The organism is Dermabacter sp. Marseille-Q3180, assembly GCF_940792985.1.
GTDB lineage: Bacteria > Actinomycetota > Actinomycetes > Actinomycetales > Dermabacteraceae > Dermabacter > Dermabacter vaginalis.
Map to the genome: position 1 here is coordinate 1,395,851 of NZ_CALNWU010000001.1, position 21,256 is coordinate 1,417,106.

General features: G+C 61.6%; 17 protein-coding genes. 4 read left to right on the top strand and 13 right to left on the bottom strand.

What is annotated here, in order from left to right:
- Position 1: 1 nt before the first annotated feature.
- The 3 genes from NBW56_RS06230 to NBW56_RS06240 all read right to left on the bottom strand — a co-directional run bounded on the left by NBW56_RS06230 (position 2) and on the right by NBW56_RS06240 (position 4,597).
- Positions 2-1,495, bottom strand: a complete 1,494-nt coding sequence (locus NBW56_RS06230) for a sodium:solute symporter (protein ID WP_250258446.1) — start codon at positions 1,493-1,495, stop codon at positions 2-4.
- 1,146 nt (positions 1,496-2,641) lie between these two features.
- The gene (locus NBW56_RS06235) at positions 2,642-3,517 is read right to left on the bottom strand and encodes an SDR family NAD(P)-dependent oxidoreductase (RefSeq protein WP_250258447.1); all 876 of its coding nucleotides are present in this window, start codon (positions 3,515-3,517) and stop codon (positions 2,642-2,644) included.
- Positions 3,518-3,526: 9 nt separating this feature from the next.
- On the bottom strand, positions 3,527-4,597 hold the full coding sequence (locus NBW56_RS06240) for an ROK family transcriptional regulator (protein ID WP_250258448.1): 1,071 nt from the start codon (positions 4,595-4,597) through the stop codon (positions 3,527-3,529).
- A 130-nt stretch (positions 4,598-4,727) separates the two neighbouring features.
- On the opposite strand from NBW56_RS06240, the gene NBW56_RS06245 reads away from it, so the two are divergent.
- Genes NBW56_RS06245 through NBW56_RS06255 form a run of 3 tightly spaced genes read left to right on the top strand, consistent with a single transcriptional unit; the run spans position 4,728 to position 7,833 of the window.
- Positions 4,728-5,978, top strand: coding sequence for an ABC transporter substrate-binding protein (locus NBW56_RS06245; protein ID WP_250258449.1), 1,251 nt, complete (start codon positions 4,728-4,730; stop codon positions 5,976-5,978).
- Positions 5,979-5,990: 12 nt separating this feature from the next.
- Entirely contained in the window at positions 5,991-6,902 is a 912-nt protein-coding gene (locus NBW56_RS06250; protein ID WP_126848569.1) for a carbohydrate ABC transporter permease, read from the top strand.
- 1 nt (position 6,903) lies between these two features.
- Positions 6,904-7,833, top strand: a complete 930-nt coding sequence (locus NBW56_RS06255; RefSeq protein ID WP_250258450.1) for a carbohydrate ABC transporter permease — start codon at positions 6,904-6,906, stop codon at positions 7,831-7,833.
- A 115-nt stretch (positions 7,834-7,948) separates the two neighbouring features.
- Here NBW56_RS06255 and NBW56_RS06260 read toward each other — a convergent pair whose 3' ends face one another.
- Complete coding sequence (locus NBW56_RS06260; RefSeq protein ID WP_250258451.1) at positions 7,949-9,652, bottom strand: dihydroxyacetone kinase subunit DhaK; 1,704 nt, start codon at positions 9,650-9,652, stop codon at positions 7,949-7,951.
- 189 nt (positions 9,653-9,841) lie between these two features.
- Here NBW56_RS06260 and NBW56_RS06265 point away from each other — a divergent pair, with 189 nt between their 5' ends.
- Positions 9,842-11,659 (top strand): alpha-glucosidase, encoded by a 1,818-nt coding sequence (locus NBW56_RS06265; protein ID WP_250258452.1) that lies wholly within the window; start codon positions 9,842-9,844, stop codon positions 11,657-11,659.
- 135 nt (positions 11,660-11,794) lie between these two features.
- Here the strand turns inward: NBW56_RS06265 and NBW56_RS06270 are convergent, their stop codons facing one another.
- The 9 genes from NBW56_RS06270 to NBW56_RS06310 form a co-directional block, all read right to left on the bottom strand.
- Positions 11,795-12,244 carry a hypothetical protein gene (locus NBW56_RS06270; RefSeq protein ID WP_250258453.1) on the bottom strand — a complete coding sequence of 150 codons (450 nt, stop codon included), beginning with the start codon at positions 12,242-12,244 and terminating at the stop codon, positions 11,795-11,797.
- Positions 12,241-12,636: a hypothetical protein gene (locus tag NBW56_RS06275; RefSeq protein ID WP_250258454.1), complete on the bottom strand. Its 396-nt coding sequence runs from the start codon at positions 12,634-12,636 to the stop codon at positions 12,241-12,243. Before NBW56_RS06275 ends, NBW56_RS06270 begins: the two co-directional genes overlap by 4 nt.
- 46 nt (positions 12,637-12,682) lie before the next feature.
- A complete protein-coding gene (locus tag NBW56_RS06280; protein ID WP_250258455.1) occupies positions 12,683-16,219 on the bottom strand; it encodes a midas domain-containing protein in 3,537 nt (1,178 codons plus the stop codon).
- Between the two features lie 443 nt (positions 16,220-16,662).
- Positions 16,663-16,971, bottom strand: a complete 309-nt coding sequence (locus tag NBW56_RS06285) for a pore-forming ESAT-6 family protein (protein ID WP_250258456.1) — start codon at positions 16,969-16,971, stop codon at positions 16,663-16,665.
- A 46-nt stretch (positions 16,972-17,017) separates the two neighbouring features.
- A complete protein-coding gene (locus NBW56_RS06290; RefSeq protein WP_454707708.1) occupies positions 17,018-17,359 on the bottom strand; it encodes a hypothetical protein in 342 nt (113 codons plus the stop codon).
- 320 nt (positions 17,360-17,679) lie between these two features.
- Entirely contained in the window at positions 17,680-19,479 is a 1,800-nt protein-coding gene (locus NBW56_RS06295) for a hypothetical protein (RefSeq protein ID WP_250258457.1), read from the bottom strand.
- A 16-nt stretch (positions 19,480-19,495) separates the two neighbouring features.
- The gene (locus NBW56_RS06300; RefSeq protein ID WP_250258458.1) at positions 19,496-19,999 is read right to left on the bottom strand and encodes a hypothetical protein; all 504 of its coding nucleotides are present in this window, start codon (positions 19,997-19,999) and stop codon (positions 19,496-19,498) included.
- Between the two features lie 308 nt (positions 20,000-20,307).
- Positions 20,308-20,616, bottom strand: coding sequence for a pore-forming ESAT-6 family protein (locus NBW56_RS06305; RefSeq protein ID WP_250258456.1), 309 nt, complete (start codon positions 20,614-20,616; stop codon positions 20,308-20,310).
- A 46-nt stretch (positions 20,617-20,662) separates the two neighbouring features.
- Complete coding sequence (locus tag NBW56_RS06310) at positions 20,663-21,004, bottom strand: hypothetical protein (protein WP_454707708.1); 342 nt, start codon at positions 21,002-21,004, stop codon at positions 20,663-20,665.
- Positions 21,005-21,256: the final 252 nt, after the last annotated feature.

A 21,256-nucleotide genomic window follows, 5' to 3' on the forward strand; every position in this document is an offset into this window, starting at 1 on the left:
CCTACGCAGCCCGGTCGAGGGGTTCAACCTCGGCCGGGCTCGAATGCCTGAGAGAAAGCAGGCCGCCAACCGCGAGGGTCACGAGCACGCCGAGCAGCGGGTACCACTGCCACGCGATCCACACCTCGCCCACGACGTATTTCTCCATCACGAAGAAGAACGCGTTGGTTGCGACCGCGCACAGGAACGCGATATTCGCATCGAGAGTGCGTGCCCGCTTGTTGACGATGCCAAGCACAAACGCGCCGAGCAGCCCGCCGTAGGTAATGCCCGCGATGCCAAGAGCGAGCACCACGATGCTGCCCTCGTCGCTGCGGAAGAACGTTGCGGGAAGAATGAACAAAAGGCCCCACACGATCGTGGCGACGCGCCCCGTATTGAGCTCGTCGTCCTTCGTCATGGGAGTGCGGCGCAGCTTCGCCACGACGTCCGTGACGGTCGACGAGCTGAGCGCCGAAAGCGATGACGACAGGGTCGACATCGCGGCCGCAAGGATGCCTGCGAGGAGCAGGCCCGAAACACCCGCGGGCAGGCCCTCGATGATGAACTTCGGGAAGATCTCGTCGTCGCGCGTGAGCCCAAGCTCGGTGGGTGTGGCGTGGTTGTACCAACCCCATAGGGCGAGCCCCACCACGAGGAAGATCGCGAACTGCACGACCACCAGGAAGCCCGAGGCAATGAGCGCCTTTTGCGCCTCCGCCTTCGTGCGGCACGCGAGCAGGCGCTGCACGATCAGCTGATCCGAGCCGTGCGAGGCCATCGCGAACACGGTGCCGCCGAGCAAGGACGGAATGAGGCCCGAGGCGCCGCTGATGGGGTTCTCGCCCAGAATGAAGAGGTTCGTTTTTCCGGCCTCGACCGCATCGCTGAACCACGAGAAGCCGAGCGAGGAGCTTACGACGATGATCGCGAGCAGGCCGCCCGCGACATAGAGGCACATTTGCACCACGTCGACCCACACGACCGCGCGAATACCGCCGATAAACGTATAGAGGATCGTGACGACCGCAAGCACGACGATGATGACGAAGTAGTTCGTGTGCACCCCGAGGCCGTCGAGAATGATCTTGAGAGGAATGGCCGCAGCGAGAACGCGGACACCGTCGGCAAGAAGGCGCGTGAACAGGAACGTGACGCCCGCCGTGGTTTGGGTGGCCGAACCGAAGCGCTTGCCGAGGTAGGCGTAGGCCGTGACCATCTCGCCGTCGTAATACCGGGGGAGAAGGAGGTAGGCGACGATCACTCGGCCCACGATGTAGCCGAAGCCGAGCTGCAGGTAACTGATGTCGCCCACGAAACTCATGACCGGAATGCCAATGACCGTGAGCGCACTCGTTTCCGTGGCAACGACGCTCAGGCACACCGCCCACCACGGAATGTCCCGACCGCCGAGGAAGTAGTCCTTGGCGTCCGATTGTTTTCCGCTGAGCTTCAAACCGAGCCAGGCGGTCGCGATGAGGTACGCGATCACCACCACGATGTCGATGACCTGCATAAAAACTCCTAGGGCGTGCGTCGACGCAGTCGAGGGATCAGGGTGCGGCGCCGCTCACCAGGAGGTGCGCAACGCTGCGCGTGAAACCATCGTACGGGCAAACCCTAGAGTTTGGAAGAAAATTTTACGCTCGGGTCGATCGGTCTCTGAGCTCGAGGCAGTTTCTCCACAACAAGGAGAGAGGACTCCGTCACGAGTTCACGCACGAGATCCGTGCTGAGGCTCGGCCCCGGCGTCAACGAAATCCAATGCCGTTTATTCATGGGTAGTTGCGAGATGTGATGAGGATAGGGCGACGACTGCAATTCCGCTTAGGCTGACTGTGTGACATTCGTGAGTGTCATTGGTTTTTTCTCTCCGTGAGTACCTCTACGGGCGTGCCAGCAATACTTGAATCGATGTTGAGGACCAATTTTCCGTCTCTATAGGCGCTCGCGGGAAGCGTGAAGCTTACGACCCTATTGGGGGAGCAAGGCCCGGAACGCACAAGGTCGCTCGTCTGGGTTGTGAAAGTGAACTGAGCAGCTTCTTCTGTGCAGTAAAAATGAAACGTTCGCGGACCGCTGCTATCTAGCACCGATTCGACCTTGAACGGCGTAGTGGAAGAAACATAACTCTCCGCAGTCCCTCCGCTTGGCAGTGTTGGGTGGTCTTCTATTGCGCCAGGAGTGCCAAGGAGTATCTCTAGCGCAAAGTGCGGATCCCCCGGGGTGACGTTCCTGGACTCTGTTTTCGGAGGAGCTAGATTGTTTGGATCCTTTTTCTGATCGGCAGGATCGCTTTCTTTCCCTGGAGTCGCGTTTTTGACGGAGGGGCGGGGTGTCGCGTCCGTAGTGCTCGGAGGAGTAGCTTGCTCTGCTGTTGGTGTGCACCCCGCCAGAGCGCCTAGTGCTAGCGCCAGAGCTGCGGGAAGGCCGCCAAATCTCCAAAATGTGAGCCGTGACATAGGTGAAGTCTAGAGCGGAGGAGCATCTGGTGTCTCGCGCTTCCGGTACTACTTTTCGCATGTAAGGCGACTGTGCGACTGAGGTAGCGAAAGCAACCGATCAGTCTCCTTGTGCCCGCGCCGCAACCTGGTGCAGTGAGCCTGCTTCGTTGGTTTCTTTTTCGTGGGGCGATGCGCTCGATGCTCAATCAGCAAAACACTTAGCCGCGCGGCAGGCGTCGGCCCCGCTCGAGAAGCCTGCCCCCGATCCGGCCGCGCGGGCGCTTGTGGCCCGTGGCCCGGAAAAGCCACAGGAATGGCGCGGGGAGTGCGCGCGCGATCGGGGCGCTGAGCGCCCAGCGCCACGGGGCGTTCGAGTCCTTGTTGGGGCGGTGTTCGAGGGCGTGGACGGTGGCTTCGGCAACCTCGTCGGGGGTCATTGTGCCCACGAGCAGCTCGACTTTGGGGACGCGTCTTTCGGAGTTGGGGTTGGCTTTGAAGTAGTCGGAGTGGACGCGCGTGGGGGTCATTGATCCGACGTTGATCCCGGTGCCGTGAAGGTCCTGGCGCAGGGCCTCGGTGAAGCCGCGAACGGCGTAGCGAGCGGCGGCATATCCCACGGCGCCGGGCCACGCGATCTGGGCGACGGGGGAGTTGATCTGGAAAATCGTGCCGCTGCCGCGGGCGAGCATCGGTTCGATGAGGCCGCGCGTCATGTCGAATGCCGCGAAATAGGGCAGCGCCATCTGCTCGCGCGCTTCCTTGGGGCTCGTCTCCTCGATGCTGAGGAAGCGCCCCGAGCCGGCGTTGTTGATGAGGATGTCGGGCGTGCCGTGCTCGGCGAGGATCCTCTCGCACACCTCTGCGACGGCGTCGGCATCCGAAAGGTCAACGGGGTAGTACGCCGCGCCGGTTTCCTTCGCGAGCGGCTTGAGCTTCTCCTCGCGCCGTGCCAGCAGGATCAGGCGGCATTCGCTATCGCTGAGCCTCTGAGCGAGAGCCGCGCCGATACCGGCGGAGGCGCCCGTGATGACGATCAGTTCCGAGGTGAGGGGGCTCGGGTTGCTTTGCGTGCTGTCCATGCGCTTTGTAGCCATGCGTCGAGTCTAGCGAGCGGCCATCTCGCCCACGCCGAGGATCCACTGGATCGCGGCGGTCGCCGCGCCGCGCGCCCAGAAGGCGAAATCGTGCTCGCGAAGCTGGATGTCGAGGCCGCTCGCGCTCACGTGCCTCACTTCGGCGATACCCGCGTCGAGCTCCTCCTCGTTGCCGGCAAGGAACCGCGCGCCCTCACCGGAGATGACGACGGCCTGCGGCATCGTGAACGCGGCGGCCGTGCCCACGAGCCGGCCCACCTTGCGGGCCGCGCGCGCCGACTCCTCGACGGTGAGGGGGCGGGCGCCGCTCAAATCGGGCCAGTCGGCGCCCCGGATGGCGCCGGTAATCGTGCCGAAACCCGTGTTCTCGTCCGTGATCACCCGTCCGTCCATCACGAGGGCAAACCCCGTGCCAATTCCGACGGTCACCACGATGAACCTCGAGGCTTCAAGGCCCGCGCCGAACCAGTTCTCGGCTTCGGCAAGGGAGGTTAGGTCATGCACGATGAGGACGGGGAGACCGGTGAGTTCTTCAAGCCGATCGGCGGCGTGCACGTTCGTCCACTCGAGGAACGGGGCTTCGCGGACGATGCGCCCGCCGTCGATCTGCGCTCCGATGTTCACGCCGATGGCGGCAATGGGGAGCGCGGGGTGGGAGGCGGCCAGCGATTCGCGCAGCTGAGCGATGAGGGTGCTTGCTTCGCGGAGAACCGTGTTCGGCTGCAGGTCGGTGAGGCGGAGTGTGCGTGAGTCGAGCACGGTCGCCCGCGCGTCCGTGGCGATCGCCACGAGGCTTTCGTGGGTGATGGATACCCCGATGAGGGCGAAGCTCGTGAGGTTCACCGAGAGGGGGATTGCGGGCCGGCCCACCTCGCTCGGAACGGGGGCGCCCTGGAGCATGAGCTCTGCTTCAACGAGCGGGGTCGTGACGCGCGTGAGGGAGGCGGCGCTCAGGCCGAGGCGCTCGGCGAGCTGCGTGCGCGGAAGCGGCCCGTAGCGGAGCAGTTCGAGGTACACGCGCCTTGCCGACGGCGGGAGTGTGTCGAGCGTGAGGCGCTCGGGGACGGTTGGGGTGTTCACGGTACTCAACTTTGCCAGATGCTGCGGGGTGTAGCGCGACTTGCCTCCCACTTCGGGGAATGCGCTTGACGGAGATTTATTTTATAACGAAAATAAGTAGGTCATTGAAGACGCACCTCAAGGAGAAACCATGGCGACCACCACCCGTCGCGGCTTCCTCGCGGGCATGGCGGGTCTCGGGACCCTCGGCGCGCTCGCGGGATGCGGCGGCTCGAACTCGGGCGGCACCTCGCTCGAATATTTCCAGTTTAAATCCGAGGCCATCGACCTGTTCAACTCGATTTGCGAGAACTTCAACGCGCAATCGAACAACGTTCACGTGCGCCAAAATTTCCAGGCCGACAACGCTACGGCGCTGCGCGTGCGACTCGTGAAGAACAACATGCCCGATATCGTTTCGATCAACGGCGACTACAACTTCGGCTCGATCGCCCGCTCGGGCGTGTTCTACGACTTCGCGAAGACCGACCTTCTCGGCGACGTCCAGGAAGCCGTTGGCGAGATCCTCCCAAGCCTCGGCGCCGGTGCGGAAGGCGAGGTCAACGGCCTGCCGCTCTCCACGAACGGCTCGGGCATGATCTACAACAAGGACATCTTCGACGACTTCGGCATCGAGCCGCCCAAAACATGGGACGACCTCATCGCCGCAGCCGAAGAATTCTCTGCGGGCGGCGTGGACCCGTTCTACTGGGGCTTCCGCGATAACTGGACCGGCGCGCCCATGTTCTCGTCGATCTCCGGCAACTTCCTTCCGAACGTTGCCGAGTGGTACCAAAAGCGCCTCGACGGGGACACGACATTCGACGACCTCCGCCCCGTGCTCGAGAAGATGAACCAGATCGCCAAGATGGGCAATAAGAACAAGTACGAGGTCGACTACAACGGCGGCAACCAGGGCTTCGCCCAGGGCAAGGGCGCGATCTACGTGCACGGCACCTACGCGATCCCCGCGATCCGCTCCTACAACCCCGACATCAACCTCGGCACCTTCGCGACCCCTGCCGACGACCCCGCCGACACACGCGTGGTTTCCGGCGTGGACGTGGCACTCACGATGGGCGTCGAACCCGAGCACGAGGAAGAAGCCCTCGACTTCATCCGCTACGTCATGCGGGAAGAGAACGTGCTCGCCTACTGCAAGGAGCAGGTGGCCTTCCCGACCCTCAAGGGCACCGAGCCGGATGACCCCGCGCTCCAGGGACTCCAGGACTACTTCGCGAACAACCTCGTCGCGACCTACTCCGACCACAACTTCCCCCAGGGAGTGAACCTCAACAACTACATGCAGCAGTTCCTGATCGACCACAACATCGACGCGTTCATTAAGACGCTCGACACGCAGTGGGACAAGGTCACGAAGCGCATGGCCGCGACGGCGTAAGGAGAAGCCACCGTGTCTGCAACGCACACAAAATCCGGCTCCGCGCCGGTGCTTCGCTCAAAAAAGAAGCGAATCGATCCCGCCCACGTGTGGATGGTCATTCCCGCGATCATCATCTTCGTGGCCCTGCTCGTGTGGCCCCTGATCCAGGGCATCTTCTACACGTTTACGAATTACCAGGGCTACGGCGACTGGCGCTTCGTGGGCCTCGACAACTATAAGTTCCTGTTCCAGGACGACGTGATCTGGGGAAGCTACGGCTTCACGTTCCTCTTCGCGATCTCCTCGACGCTTGCGACGAACGTCATCGCGATGGTTCTCGCGCTCCTACTGAACTCGGCGATCAAGGCGAAGAACCTCTTTCGCGGAATCTTCTTCCTCCCGTACATGCTTCCCGTGCTGATCGTCTCGTACATCTTCAGCTACCTGTTCACGAACAACATTCCGCTCATCGGCCAGTGGCTCGGTTGGGAATGGCTCTCCTCCTCGCTGCTTGCCAATGAGAGCCTCGCGTGGCTCGCGATCGTGTTCGTGGGCGTGTGGCAGGGCGTCGCCTTCACGACCCTCATCTACATCTCGGGCCTGCAAACCGTGCCCGAAGAGGTCTACGAAGCCGCCTCGCTCGACGGCGCGAACAAGTGGAAGCAGTTCTGGAAAATCACGTTCCCGCTGATCATGCCGTTCTTCACGATCAACGTCGTGTTGAGCTTCAAGAACTCCCTTGGCGTGTTCGACCAGGTCGTCGCCCTCACCGAGGGCGGCCCCGGCACCGCCACCCAATCGATCTCGTTCCTGATCTTCAAGAACGGCTTCCAGGGCGGCGAATTCGCCTACCAGACGGCGAACGGCGTCATCTACTTCATCATCCTCATCGTGCTGTCGTTCGCGCAGCTGCGATTCCTCCAGTCGAAGGAGGCCAACTGACATGAGTACCCAGTCGATCCCCACCCCGGGTGCCGCAGAAACACCCGCTAACCAAAGCATCGAGAAGGGCGGAGCAAGCGTCGGAAAGCCCGCGCGCAACAAGCGCCGCTACCGCCTCCACCGCACCAACTGGTGGGCGACCGCCCTCGTTGCCGTTCTTTCCCTGACGATCCTCGTGCCGCTGTACTTCGCGGTGGTGACCGCGTTCAAAACGGCACCTGAACTCGCTGAGAGCGGCTTCGGACTGCCGAACCAGTGGAACCTCGACAACTTCGTGGAGGCCTGGCGCCTCACCGAGTTCCCGAAGCGCCTCATGACGAGCGCGATCATCACCGTCGGTGCAGTGATCGTCACGCTCCTCACGAACTCGATGGTGGCCTACGCGATCGCGCGTAACCTCCACCGCAAGAGCTTCCAGTTCCTCTACTACTTCTTCGTGGCGGCGCTCTTCGTGCCGTTCCCGATCATCATGCTGCCCGTGGTGAAGCAGACGGCCGCGCTCGGCATCGACAATGAAGCCGGCCTGATCCTCCTGTACACCGTGTACGGGCTCGCGATGAACATCCTGCTCTACGTGAGCTTCTTGAAGTCACTTCCCGAAGAGCTTGAAGAGGCCGCGCGCCTCGAAGGCGCCTCGACGTGGACTGTGTTCTGGAAGATCGTGTTCCCGCTCATGGGCCCCATGAACGCGACGGTCGGCATCCTCACGTGCCTGTGGTCGTGGAACGACTTCATGCTGCCGCTCGTGATCCTCTCCGACCCCGACTCGCAGACGCTCCCGCTCGCGCAGTACGTGTTCCAGGGCCAGTTCAACACCAACTACCCGGTCTCCTTCGCGAGCTACCTCATGGCGATCGCGCCCATGATGCTCGTGTACGTGTTCGCGCAGAAGTGGATCATCTCGGGCGTCATGCGAGGCTCGACCAAGTAACTGGACCCTGAGCACGCGCCTCGCGCGCCGCTTTTTGATGAAGAAAGCATCGCTCCCTCCCCGCACCGTGCGGGAAGGGAGCGATGTTCTTGATGAAGTGGAACGGCAGGTGGCTCTAACCGATGAGCGAGGCGAGCCGTTCGCGCTCGGCCTTCACCTCGGCACCCGCCGCTTCCGCGACGAGCGCGAGCGCGAGCGCCATGCCGAGTGCGCCCGGGTCAGGCGTGCCGAGCACGCGATCGCCGAGGTAGCTCGAACGCCCGCGACCGCTCGACATCTCCTTCGTGGACTCCGCACCGTCGATGGCGGCGCCGATCGCCGCGGCATCCAGCTTCTCAGCGCCCGACGTTGCAACAGCCTCGAGCACATCCACGATCGTGCGGTCGCCCGGCTCGGCGCCGCCCACGCGCGTGACCGCCGCGCGGGCCTCCTTCACGCCCTCCACAAGTGAGGTGCCGTTCTTCGCCGCCGCCGCGATCTCCTGGAAGGCGAGGCCAAACAGCGGGCCGGAGGAGCCGCCCGTGTCATTGAGGAAACCCTCCGCGATCGACGTGAGGTCGGCCGCGAGATCGGCATCTGCCCCGCTCGCGCGCGTGAGCGTCGCCTTCGCTGCGTTCGCGAGATTCGTGCCCACGTCGCCATCGCCGGCCTTCTGGTCGATCTCATCGAGCGCCGCGCGGGAACCCTCGAACGTTTCCACGAACGTCGAAAGCCAGTCCGACGCCTGCTTCGCCCCAGCCGAGGCTTCATGTTCAGCAGCGTCTTCGCCCGCGTTTTCGGCCTCGCGGCCCGCGTGCACGTCGAAGCCTTCCGGCACGAGGCGCGGGGTGGGCAGGGCCACCGTTTCGTGGGGCGCGCACACGTATTCGAGCCACTGCTCCTCGAGCGCTGTGAGCGTAATCGAGAACCCGGCCATATCGAGCGCCGTCGTGTAATTGCCCGAGAACGCGACGCGCACGTTGAGGCCAGCCTCCACGAGTGCTTCGTGGGCCGCGGTTTGGATGTGCAGCAGCTCGAGGGGGGCGAGACCGCCGAGGCCGTTGACGAAGAGCAGCGCGCCCGCGCTCGCCTCGAGCTTCTCGGCGAGGGCCTCGCGCAACTCGGAAATCATGCGCTGCGTGAGCTCTTCAAGCGTCGGCTGCGCGATTGTTTCCTTCGCGCTCTCGCCGTGAATGCCCACGCCGTACTCGAGCGTGCCCTCCTCGACATCGAACGCGAGATGATCAGCGCCGGGGGAGGTGTGGGCACGGCGAGCGACCGAAAGGGAGCGCGTGGCGGCGACGAGCGCGTCACCGAGCTCCTTGAGTTCCGCGAGGCCAAGGCCCTGATCGGCGGCAGCACCAAGAACCTTCTCCACGAGGGTCGTGCCGGCAATGCCGCGGCGGCCCACGGCGCCCGAATCGGTGCCGAGGTCATCATCGACGAGGACCTGCGCGCTCTCGATCCCTTCGGCCGAAAGGCGCTCCGCCGCGATATTGAAGTTGATGCAATCGCCCGTGTAGTTCTTGACGATGTGGAGCACGCCGCCGCTCTTCGCCACGGCGCGACTCGCCTCGAAGATCTGGCGTGAATGCGGGGAGGTGAACACTTCGCCCGGCACCGCTGCATCGAGACCACCGCGCCCCACGAATCCCGCGTGCATGGGCTCGTGGCCAGCGCCCCCGCCACTCACGAGTGCGACCGTGCGCTCCGGGGCCGGCTTCGCCGCGCTCACGAAATGCGGGTCGCGCGAAAGGGCAACGGTATCGCCGGCCGCCGCGGCAATCGCGGTAAGCGCATAGAACGATGGGGACGCAGAATCTGAGTAAAACGCCGGCACGGGAAACCTCCTGTGGTTGATGTGCGCTGGTGCTCTCACGGTAACAACCGGGCCTTTGACGGTCCTGGCCGGTGAACGATGAGGGCGCGACGAGGCAAAGCAAGCGTCGGACTCAAAACCCCACCGGAAAAAGCGAACTTTCCAGCCGACTTTCTTTTACGAAGAAAAAATCTCGACTACCGTGGAGACATGAACGACAATCTTCGCCCCATGCCCCCGCTTGCCCACGCCCCCGGCGCCGACCAACCCGACTGGTGGAAAAACGGCGTCGTGTATCAGATCTACCCGCGCTCCTTTGCCGACGCGAATGGCGACGGCATCGGTGACCTCCGCGGCATCATCAACCATGTTGACCACCTCGCCGCACTTGGCATCCAAACCGTGTGGCTCTCGCCGATCTACCCCTCGCCGCAGGACGACAACGGCTACGACATCGCCAACTACCGCGACATCGAACCCATGTTCGGCACCCTCGACGATTTCGACGAACTCATCGAAAAGCTCCACGCGCACGGGATCCGCCTCGTTATGGACCTCGTCGTCAACCACTCGAGCGACGAACACGAATGGTTCCGCGAATCCCGCTCCTCGCGCGAGAACCCCAAGCGCGACTGGTACATCTGGCGCGACGCCCGCGAGGTGGAAGGCCTGAAGCCCGGCGAACGCGGCACCGAACCCAACAACTGGGACTCCGCCTTCAGCGGCCCCGGCTGGCAGTGGGACGAAGAAACCGAGCAGTTCTACCTGCACATGTTCTCCCGCAAGCAGCCCGACCTCAACTGGGAAAACCCCGAGGTCCGCGAAGCCGTGTACGACATGATGCGCTGGTGGCTCGACCGCGGCGTCGACGGTTTCCGCATGGACGTCATCAACCTCATCTCGAAGCCCGAAGGCCTCCCCGACGGCCCGCCGACGCAGGACGGCCTCGGCTCTGCCTTCGCGATGGTCATGACCGGCCCGCGCTTCCACGAATTCATGCAGGAGATGCGCCGCGAGGTCTTCGACCGCTACCCCAAGACGTTCGTCAATGTTGGTGAAACCCCCGGGATCACCACCCACGACGCGCTCCTCACCTCCACACCTTCGCGCGGCGAACTCGAGATGGTGTTCCAGTTCGAGCACGTTGGCCTCGAGCACGAAGGGCACAAGTTCAACCCGTCGCGCCCGCTGCCCCTTCACGAACTCGCCGGCAACCTCGCCCGCTGGGATCGCGAAGTTGCCGAAGAAGGCGGCTGGAACTCCCTCTACTTCGAAAACCACGACCAGCCTCGCTCCGTGTCCCGCTGGGGCGACGACGACCCCGCGTGGCGTGTGCGCAGCGCGAAGGCGCTTGCGGGCATGCTCCACGCGCACCGCGGCACCCCGTACGTGTACCAGGGCCAGGAAATCGGCCAGGTGAACTTCCCGTGGGAGCGCCTCGAGCAGTTCCGCGACATCGAGGTCCTCAACTACGTGCGCGAATCCGAGCAGTTCGGCCACGGCAGCTTCGAGGAACTCCTGCCCGGCATCAGCGACATGAACCGCGACAACGCCCGCACGCCGATGCCGTGGACTGCCGCGGTTGATTCTGGTGCCGGCTTCGGCGAGAGCGAACCGTGGATCGCCGTGAACCCCTCTGCCGCCGAGGGCGTCAACGCCGCCGACCAGGTTGGCGTTGAAGGCTCGGTTTTCGAGTTCTACCGCGCCCTCATCGCGCTGCGCAAGAGCGAGCCACTCCTCGTCTCGGGCGGCTTCGAGCTGCTCGGCCCGGTCGAAAGCATGGGCGAGGGGCTGCCGGGCCAGTCCGGCCTGTCGCGTGTGTGGGCCGTGCGCAGGTCTGGCACGGCAGGGGAGGGGTCCGACGCCTCCTCGCTCATCGCCGTTGCCAATTTCTCGCGCGAGGCCGTCGAGCTTAGTTCAGACGTCTGGCCCGAAGGCGCCGAGGTTGTGCTGTCGAACGTTGCCGAAGGCGAGCGCGCCGGCGAGCAGAAGCTCGGTGGATGGGAGTTCGCGCTGCTCAAGGCGTGAGCTTCTCATCGTTGATGAATAAGGGAGGCGCCCGGCGGAATGAATCCGCCGGGCGCCTCCGCTATTGGTTATCCGAACCCGTAGTTTTTCTGTGCGGGCCGCAGCTTACGGCGCGTGAAGTGGCGCGCGTGAAGCCTAGGCCTTCTTTTCGCGATACGGATTGGCTGCCTGCGCCACGCTCGCCCACGAATCAGGATTCACGAGAAACGTCACGGCATCGCTATCCCAGAACACGCGAGTCACAATGCCCTTGGAGTCCGTGTCGTAGGTGAAGAACACGACGGCCATGTCGAAGGGGCGACCATTCGAGCGGGCCTCCACGTAGCGTACGGCTGGTTCTTCGAGTGCATGCCTCGAGAACACAGCTGGCGCAAAGGCGCCGGACTTCACGTAAAACACCGGATCAACCTGCTGGAGCATGAGCCCATTGAGACCCGAAGCAACCGTGAAGATCACGCTGAATGCATCCCACTCGTTGGAGAAATCGTGAACCTCGGGCTGTACCGATGCTGCAAGTTCGCGCAGGGTCTGCTGCTCAACCTCGGAAGGGTTGCTCCCACGGTTCATCTCATTGCCTTGAGTCATTGCTTGTTCAGCTCCTCTGCGAGGTCGAGAAGTTCGCGAGCGCCCACGGGTTCCTCATCGCCACCGAAGTTGTCCACATAGGTGTAGGTGAACTCATCGGTGTCACGTTTGAAGCGAACCACAAGGGTTGCCGCACGGTCCTTGTACACCTGCTTTTCGAGGAAGAGCTCGAGGAGGAGCTTCTTGTGGTCCTTCGCGAAGGCCAAATCAACCGTGTAGGGATCCTCGCCCTCGAACTTTGCGATCGAGGTGTCGAAGAGCTGGCCAGTCTTGGTGTGAACAAGGAATGAGGTCAGCACTTCAAGGCGCTCGATATTCTCGAGGCCCTTTCGCACCCAGTATTCGTAACGCTCAATGGGGCTTCCTGCCCACGGGGCCGTAAATGTCGTCATATTTGCATCCTAGTTTGTGCTAGAAGGTCTCGTCGGACGGCGGCGGCTAGGGGTGATTCACCTGATCGAACGCGAACCATGGCACCGCACCAGAGCCGAGCGCGTTCGCCTTTACTCCGCTCAGAGCACTCTTGCGCAAGTCGCGGCCGTATGTCTCAACTTGTGTCTTCTTAGGGTTGCGATGGAAAATGTCGTGCTCGTCGTTGTGAACAGCGCCGTCGACGCGCATCCACTGCCTGCCGGTTTCGCGATCGTAGAGATCGACAGTTGCGTGATAGGCCGTCGGCCGGCGTCCCGTCGAATCAAGGGTTGCCCGGGTGGAGTAGTGGGCGTAGCTATTCTCGTTCTGGACCGCATCACCGATGATCATCTCGATGTTGTAGATGGTTTCATGATTCACGTCGTGGTGCTGGGCCATGTAGTTGCCGGAACCGACATCCGGCGCGAACATATGTGCGAGCAGGTGCCCTTTCTCATCGACGGGCATAGTTGGCCTGTCGGTTCGCATGAGCTTCTCACCTGTTTCCGGATCCATCGTAAACGCTCCGGCGTCCGTCAGTGCCTTGTTAGCTTCGCCGTCGTCGAGTCGATTCCTCAGGGCGAACTTATCGAAAATGATTGCTTCGGATTCGATGTAGTCCGGGTAGTGTCGATAAACAACTTTATTTCGGCCAATCTGAATCGTCACCTCGCGCATATTCTCATTGACATAGTCAACGACGCGGATATGCGAATTGGGAGCTTCGCCTCTCTTCCATTCCTTTTTTTCCGGAAGGGTGTCGGGCAGCAAGCTGTTGTTGTCTTTGACGTACGCGCCCTCATTGACGGAGTAGTCAATTTTGGTGCCCCGCCATTCGTCTTCGGGCCGTTTTTTGAGATTGTTTTCAAAGTCAAACTCTTCACCCGACGCGATCCGCTTTTCAGCATACTCATCGAACTTGAGCTGATGATATTCGGCGCGGACCTTGTCAGCGTCAAGCTTTTCGAGCTTGGCAACACGGTCCATATCGTCCTGCATCAGCGCGCGTTCAATGAGTTCCTCACGCGCGGTCGTCTTATAGAACTCGTCTGCTGAAACATTCGGTTTCTGTGCCAAAGTAGCCGCTTCGTCGGCGTGATGATGCCGTGAGAAGTGAGAATCGTCGACCGGCTTGTGCGCAGTATCGATGGTGTCGCGTGCTTCGCCCAAGGGGCCATCCTCGTGCGGCTTGAGCAGGTCTGCTTTCTCCGCCGCGTGGGCTTCGTCGTTGACGTCGATTCCGGCTGCCTTTCGCCCGTCGACGATCTCAACATCTTCACCGTGAGCGGCATTGCTAGCTCGCGGCGCGTCGTCGGCGTGTTCGCCAACCTCGCTCACCGCGGCGCCTGCAGACTTCTCTCGGGCGCCGTCGTCAACACGGGGAGCCTCGTCGCTGCTCTTTGCCGCCGTTGCGGCGTCAGAGTCGGGGGCGTGCTTCCCCTTATCTGCGACATCGTCGGCGTGAGTTGCAGCGTTCTCCGCGACCTCCCCGCTAGCCCGGGCCGCACTACCGGTGTGATCCGCCGAGGCCTCAGCGGCCTCCTTGGTGACCGGTGCGGAGACATCTGGCTTATCGGCCTTTCGGCCATCGACGCCGTCGACGTCGGCAATATCGTCCTTGGTAGTCTTGGCGATGTCATCGGCGCTATCGAGGGCACCCTCGGCGCCGGGCTTTTCGGCAGCGACAGCCGCGCGGGTGGCGTCGGCGTTATCGACATGCTTGGTGGCGGAAACCCCATCGTCTGACGGGCGCGCGTGCGAAGTGCCCTCAGGTGCGTCCTTCGCGCCGGGTGCCGAGGCATCCGGTTCGTCTGTTCGGCGAACAGGTTTTTCGGCGTCCTCGAGGTCAACGTGGTCATCGATATCGCTCTTGCCGCGCTTCGGCGCGACTTCGTCGCTCTCGTCGAGGAGCGTAGCTGCGCCCGTACGACTGTTCGAGCCAGCGCCCGAGGCAGTGTCGGTGGTGTCTGCATGAGAGGCGGCACGCTTAGAGGCATCGTCGCTGTGCTCTACGGTTTCTTCAGCAATGTCATCAATCGAAGAATCGCTCGCACCAGTATTGGAACGCTTGGGCTCAGGTTGCGATTCGTCAAGCCTCGGCTTCTGAGGCCGCGACGCAGCCTCGCCAGCGTCGGCAGACTTGCTGGCTGCCGAACGCTCAGCAGTACCCGCGGCCGAATCCGCGCTCGCGCGACTTGCCTTGGCCGGCGCCTCATCCACTCGCTTCGTGGCGGTCTCGGACACGTCGCTTACTCCATGACGGACCTGGCCGGCACCAGTCTTCACGGCACCCGAGGCATGCTCGCGAGCTTCGCGGGTACCGACACTCATGACGTCACCAGCGCGGCTGCTGACGTTCGTCGCGGCGCTACGGGTGATCGGGCTAAGGCCCACGGCAGAGGCGACCTTGTTGTAGCCGCCGGCTGTCGCAGACTTTGTGGAGGCGACGACGCGGGCCGTCACTGACTGGCGCGTTGCTGCTTTAGCCCGTTGCGCCGCGAAGGCCTGCCCCCCTTCCTTCATACCGGTCTTCACAGCGGCCCTAACCCCTCCGGCGGTGGCGGCTTTGGCTGTGCTTTTTGCGGCTACGGTTACACCGACCTTAGCCGCCCCGGCTGTGCCACCGGAAGCTACTGTGCCGATGAGGTCGGGAGCGAGGTAGCCAACGTAGTAGGCAGGATCGTCTTTAAATTCTTGCCATTCGTTCTTCGCGAAGTTTTTGGTGTTGCGCCAGGCAGCAGAAGCCGCGTCTTTGACGTCGAAATCTTGCATGGCCCGCATGGAGGCGTCTTTCATGCGGCCGAGGCCGCCATTTTTGACGAAGTCATCAAGCCCCTTGACCGTGTCGAATATCTTCTGCCTGTTCTTCCAGGCTGAAACGGCACCGTCTTTGGCGAGCACCCCAAGATCCCAGAGCGCCTTTCCGGTGTCGACAACCGAATCTTTAACGCCCTTTAGGAAGCTGAAAACAGGATTGCTGCTTTTACGCCCAGATTCACCCTCTGGAGCTTCTTGCGGTGGCTCGGGGGGCTCGGCACCGAAGTTATCGATTCTCCACGACAGCTCTTCGTCCGCATCTTTGACGTCATCGCAGAGCTTCTTTACCTCGTCAGCGAGGCGGTCAAGTTTCGCCTGGGCGTCCGCTATAGCCCGCTCTCGCTCGTCGTTTGGAACCTCGTGCTCATTGCCTTCCGAATCAGTCTCGGTCTTCGTTTCTGGCATGGCTTCGGCAGCAGCTAGATCAGACTCAGCAGCCGCGATCTCGATCTCGAGCTGGCGCTTGCGATCCTTGAACTTATCAAGCTTGTCGGCGTACTCGTGGAGCGCTTGCTTGATATCGTAGGCAATCTTCTTGTTATCTTGCACCATTTTCAACGGGTCGCGCATCCCGGCATGGATTTTTGGTGCTTCCGGAGCTTCGTAGGTATCGGTAAGTTTAAACCAGATCTCCGAGACTCCGGCAATAATATCGAAGGCGTCCTGAGCGGTTGCGTCAATCTCGTCGCCGAGCTCGCGAACCGGGCCGGCCTCATCGATTTCAGGAAGTTGTGCTGCAAGTCCCATGTCATTCTCCAGGCATGTCGAGTTTCGGAATCTCACCGGCTGCACGAGCAGCGTCGGCACTCATCGTTGCGTCTCCAGTGACGTAACTATTGATTGCTCTTTGAGTGCAGTTGATAGTCAAGTTAGAAAAGCCATGCGCGCCCGTGATGAATGCGCAAAAGATGTCCTCTAGGTACTTGGCAGCTGAGGCGCGACTTTTCGGACTGTGCGTGAGGGCACTATTCGCCGAAGACTTCGCTCCCTTCGCCTTGCCCTCCGGACGCTGCATGACGTCTGTTTGGGTTCTTGCCTGATTAACGATCCCTGTAGAGGCGACTGTATCGACGTTGTAATGCAAGGTATGTGCCCCCTTGTGTTAAGACGCTTCGAATGCTGGGCAGTGTCGTATCCAGCAGAGTCGCCCTGCCGCCGCTGGGGCGGCAGGGCGTTTGTGTGTGGTGGTGTTAGCCGATGTTGGCGACGGCGTTGGCGGCGCGTTGTTGGGCGCTGGTGGCGGTTTCGTCGTTCTTGCCCATGGTGGTCTTGACGAGGTTGATGATGCCCTTGACTTCGTTGGAGGCGCGGTTCCAGCGCTGTTCAACGTGGCGGTATTCCTCGGAGACGCCGTCGGCCTGGAAGTCGGCCATGGCGGTAGCGACCTGCTGGTCGCGCTGAGCGATAAGGCCTTCGAGGCGGCCGATGATGCCGGAAATGTCGCCCTGGACTGCCTGCGAGGTGTTGACGTCAAAGGAAATACGATCGCTGGTAGGCATGAGAGTTCCTCTCTAGAAAAAAAGTATGTGTGGTAACGGGTGAAGTTCAGCGCTGGCCGGAGAAGCGTGCGCCGTCGAAGTTGGCCGAGCCCTGTGCGGAGGTCGAGTTGTCCATCGACTCCTGGTCGCCGGTCTGGAAAGCGGTGTCCATGCCGCCCTGGCCTTCGACGATGCGGCTGAGCGAGGAGTTGAGGTCGGCGCTGATTTCGTCGGTGCGGCCCTTGAACTGGTCGAAGGCTGCGCGACCGGCACCGTTGAACTTGCCCTCAAGCGGCTCAACCGAAGCGACGAGCTGCTGGACGAGGGTGCCCAAATCGTCGTTGGAGCCTGCGGTGTTGGTGGTGAGGGTGGAGAGGGTCTGGCTGCCCATATCGAATTTGATGCCCATGTGTGCACTCCCTTGAAAGTATTGGTGGGAGTGTGTGAACCACGGCGTCAGAGCGCGTGCGGTTCCCACGCTTCCCCTTGTGCTGTCCGGGACACACGTCCCGTTATCTGACCGTTATAAAGTACAGAGCCGACGTGCCGTGCACCACCCGAAAGCAAACCATTTTGCGTTATGTTTCCGTGATATTCACTTAGGTGCGCCAGGCGACAACAACATTGATGTTGTGTGCGCATGCGAAGGCCCCGCGGAACGGTGGTGCGACGCAATGTCGCTCCCTCATCTCGCGGGGCCAGCGCCTTTCCTGAGTTGGCTACTCGGGGTTACGGAACGAGTTGCTTCACCTCAGGGTTCGCGGACAGGAAGTCCTCGTACGCCTGGTTCGCTTGCCCCTGTGCAAAACCCTCGGGGTCATCAGCAAAGGCGCGGACCGCATCGCCGTCGACTCCGTCGATCGCCGAGATCTGATCGATGAGATCGTTTCGGAACTCGAAGAAGTCGTGCTGTGATGCATTGCCAAGCGTTTCGAGTGCATCGGCGACAGGGTCGACTGGACGCGGAGCCGGGGCGGGCGTCGGTGCGGGCTGGTCGACAGGAGCCGGTGCCGGTGCCGGTGCAGGAGCAACGGGTGCCGGCGCTGGTGCCGGAGCCACGGGTGCCGGTGCCGGTGCGGGTGCGGGCGCTGGCTGGTCGACAGGTGCCGGTGCGGGTGCAACGGGTGCCGGGGCCGGAGCGGGCGCCACGGGTGCCGGTGCGGGCTGCTCGACAGGTGCGGGTGCAACAGGTGCCGGGGCCGGTGCAGCCGGAGCGGGTTCAGGTGCTGGAGCTGGCGCCGGAGCGGGTGCCGGTGCTGGAGCTGATGCCGGTGCAGGCTGATCGGTGGACGCCGGTGTTGAAGGTGCCGCAGGTGGCTCACCTTGGGAGCCGTAGGCTTCCTTTAGAGACCCATAAATGCCGTTATTGAAAGCTTCGCGCGCCGGGTCCTCGTACACCTTCTTACCAGCGTCGTTCAGCCCCTTCTTTAGGGCTTTCTCGCCCGGCTTCGTAAGTTTCTTGACGACGACTTGGCCGGCTTTCAGCTCTACGCTGAGGCCGCCGGTAACCACGGTGGGGGCGAGGCCTCCGATGGTGTAGGCCGGATCGTGCGCCGTCTCGGTTCCCCATTTTCTAAGCCACGCCTCACTGTGGATATAGACGGAGGGGGCCGCTGGGCCCATGGTGGCGTCCTTCATATTTTCGTTTACCCAATAGAACCCAGTAAGTGCCCCTTGCTTTAGGGAACCGTCTTGCGCTCCTTTTGCAATTGAGGGCGCCGCCGCTGCAGTCGTTCCGACAGCTCCAAGAGCTGATCCCATTCCAGGAGGGGCTAGAAGGGTGCCCATTTGGAGCCAAAACTGCCTGTGACGAGCGCCGTCTGGGCCAAAAAAGAAATTCTTTAGATCGTGGCGATGATTCCAAACGTCAGAGACGTTGAGGCGAACCGTGCCGACAATAATTTTTGGCATGCCGATAACGGCATCGAAGACACCTTTGAAGAAGCTGCCTCCGGCGAAGTTGCTCCACGCTGCTTCACCAGTATTTGGATTGATAGTTTCCGCAGCGATGGAGTTTGCGAAACTTCGGTCTGCTTGCTGGACTTTAAACTTGAAGGCCTGAACCGCACCTTCCGCCGCTGCAATCAACTTATAGGCTTCAGAGAGCGCTTGCTTTCGTTCTTCGTTATCCTTTTCGATCGTCTCGCTCGGATTATCCGGGTCCGGCTCTTCGACGGTTTCAGGCATCGCCTGAGCTTCTGCGTATTTCTCGTTAGCTGCGTCGATTTGTGCTTCGATCTGCGCCTTTTCTGTGTGAAGGTCGCTGAGAGTGTTGGAATACGAGTCGAAAGCGTCTCCAACTTTTTTGGTGCGTCGTTCGAGCTCGTCGGCGGCCTCTGATGGGGTGTGGAATGCTCGTTGAACCTTGCCACTTTCGGGTGCCTGATAAGAGGTGGCGATATTCGTCCAGCCGTACTTGGCTTCATCGATGATGGACTTATTGAGCATGCCAATCGCCACGAATTTTGCGCCTAGTTGGCTGACGTTGCCGGGATCATCCAGCTCGGGGAGATCAGACTTTGAAACCATGATTTACTCCAGGGGTTTACTTCTCGATGGGGTACGGGCCGTAAGGGCGCTGCTCCGCTTCCCGTGCTTTTGCAAATGAATTAGCTAACATCTCTTCGGGGCTGCTCGCGTAGTTGGCTTGGCCCATCGGGTTTTCTGGTGTGCATACTCCGGGACCACCGCCATTGGCTTCGTTGTACCGGTCCAGATTTGTCATGCGACCTTTGCCTTCGGCGGCGGCTGCGTTGCTGTTACTGTTGTCAGCCATTTCAGAATCGGCGCTCATGTAATAACGCATTCCCTCGGAAGCGTATTCAATATTTTGGTTGGCGCGCCCACGGCCGTAGTCCACTTCACTGCGGACGTATAGTTCCAGGCATGAGCTTGATGCTCCGCGACTGAGAGTGCTGTGTTCGAGTGCTTGGCTGGTAAAATCAATTGCCTCGTCCACAAGAGCGTTGACACCAGTGAGGTTATCGAGGGTGTTCCGAGCATCGCGGGCTCGAAAGAAGTATTCGTTCGGCGTAAGTCTAAAATACATGGATAATTGATTCCCCCCCTGGTCGAGGATCGCGGTTACATAGCCGCGCAGTGGTGATGTATGGATCTCCCACCGCGGTTTAGTTGAGGTTTTCTCCGGCGATCCATAGAGGGCCTACGCGGAGATGCTCGCACTCGAGGTGTCGTTGCGAAGAGTCTCTGAAGCTGTTGGTTTTATTTGCTATCGGGTGTGATCCGAAACGGAGCGCAGCGGCTCTTGCTGTTTCGTCACACGTCCACTCTTCGGGCTTTTATCGTGAAGAACGCCCTGCCGCCGCTGGGGCGGCAGGGCGTTTGTGTGTGGTGGTGTTAGCCGATGTTGGCGACGGCGTTGGCGGCGCGTTGTTGGGCGCTGGTGGCGGTTTCGTCGTTCTTGCCCATGGTGGTCTTGACGAGGTTGATGATGCCCTTGACTTCGTTGGAGGCGCGGTTCCAGCGCTGTTCAACGTGGCGGTATTCCTCGGAGACGCCGTCGGCCTGGAAGTCGGCCATGGCGGTAGCGACCTGCTGGTCGCGCTGAGCGATAAGGCCTTCGAGGCGGCCGATGATGCCGGAAATGTCGCCCTGGACTGCCTGCGAGGTGTTGACGTCAAAGGAAATACGATCGCTGGTAGGCATGAGAGTTCCTCTCTAGAAAAAAAGTATGTGTGGTAACGGGTGAAGTTCAGCGCTGGCCGGAGAAGCGTGCGCCGTCGAAGTTGGCCGAGCCCTGTGCGGAGGTCGAGTTGTCCATCGACTCCTGGTCGCCGGTCTGGAAAGCGGTGTCCATGCCGCCCTGGCCTTCGACGATGCGGCTGAGCGAGGAGTTGAGGTCGGCGCTGATTTCGTCGGTGCGGCCCTTGAACTGGTCGAAGGCTGCGCGACCGGCACCGTTGAACTTGCCCTCAAGCGGCTCAACCGAAGCGACGAGCTGCTGGACGAGGGTGCCCAAATCGTCGTTGGAGCCTGCGGTGTTGGTGGTGAGGGTGGAAAGGGTCTGGCTGCCCATATCGAATTTGATGCCCATGTGTGCACTCCCTTGAAAGTATTGGTGGGAGTGTGTGAACCACGGCGTCAGAGCGCGTGCGGTTCCCACGCTTCCCCTTGTGCTGTCCGGGACACACGTCCCGTTATCTGACCGTTACACAAAACCACAACGTCCTGGCGGCGTCACGCCAATCCACCAAAAGGTTCCGTTATGTTCCCGTAATGTTTACCCAAGTGGCCTAACTCAGGGATTGTGTGCACAATGGCTCTCGCATATTGACCGCTGACGCGC

Bases quoted from the DNA above. Each gene is read 5' to 3' on its own strand.
- NBW56_RS06235 (WP_250258447.1), bottom strand. From the start codon at position 3,517: ATGGCTACAAAGCGCATGGACAGCACGCAAAGCAACCCGAGCCCCCTC.
- NBW56_RS06265 (WP_250258452.1), top strand. From the start codon at position 9,842: ATGAACGACAATCTTCGCCCCATGCCCCCGCTTGCCCACGCCCCCGGC.
- NBW56_RS06310 (WP_454707708.1), bottom strand. From the start codon at position 21,004: ATGGGCATCAAATTCGATATGGGCAGCCAGACCCTTTCCACCCTCACC.
- NBW56_RS06255 (WP_250258450.1), top strand. From the start codon at position 6,904: ATGAGTACCCAGTCGATCCCCACCCCGGGTGCCGCAGAAACACCCGCT.
- NBW56_RS06280 (WP_250258455.1), bottom strand. From the start codon at position 16,219: ATGGGACTTGCAGCACAACTTCCTGAAATCGATGAGGCCGGCCCGGTT.
- NBW56_RS06230 (WP_250258446.1), bottom strand. From the start codon at position 1,495: ATGCAGGTCATCGACATCGTGGTGGTGATCGCGTACCTCATCGCGACC.
- NBW56_RS06270 (WP_250258453.1), bottom strand. From the start codon at position 12,244: ATGACTCAAGGCAATGAGATGAACCGTGGGAGCAACCCTTCCGAGGTT.
- NBW56_RS06290 (WP_454707708.1), bottom strand. From the start codon at position 17,359: ATGGGCATCAAATTCGATATGGGCAGCCAGACCCTCTCCACCCTCACC.
- NBW56_RS06285 (WP_250258456.1), bottom strand. From the start codon at position 16,971: ATGCCTACCAGCGATCGTATTTCCTTTGACGTCAACACCTCGCAGGCA.
- NBW56_RS06275 (WP_250258454.1), bottom strand. From the start codon at position 12,636: ATGACGACATTTACGGCCCCGTGGGCAGGAAGCCCCATTGAGCGTTAC.
- NBW56_RS06245 (WP_250258449.1), top strand. From the start codon at position 4,728: ATGGCGACCACCACCCGTCGCGGCTTCCTCGCGGGCATGGCGGGTCTC.
- NBW56_RS06305 (WP_250258456.1), bottom strand. From the start codon at position 20,616: ATGCCTACCAGCGATCGTATTTCCTTTGACGTCAACACCTCGCAGGCA.
- NBW56_RS06300 (WP_250258458.1), bottom strand. From the start codon at position 19,999: ATGTATTTTAGACTTACGCCGAACGAATACTTCTTTCGAGCCCGCGAT.
- NBW56_RS06295 (WP_250258457.1), bottom strand. From the start codon at position 19,479: ATGGTTTCAAAGTCTGATCTCCCCGAGCTGGATGATCCCGGCAACGTC.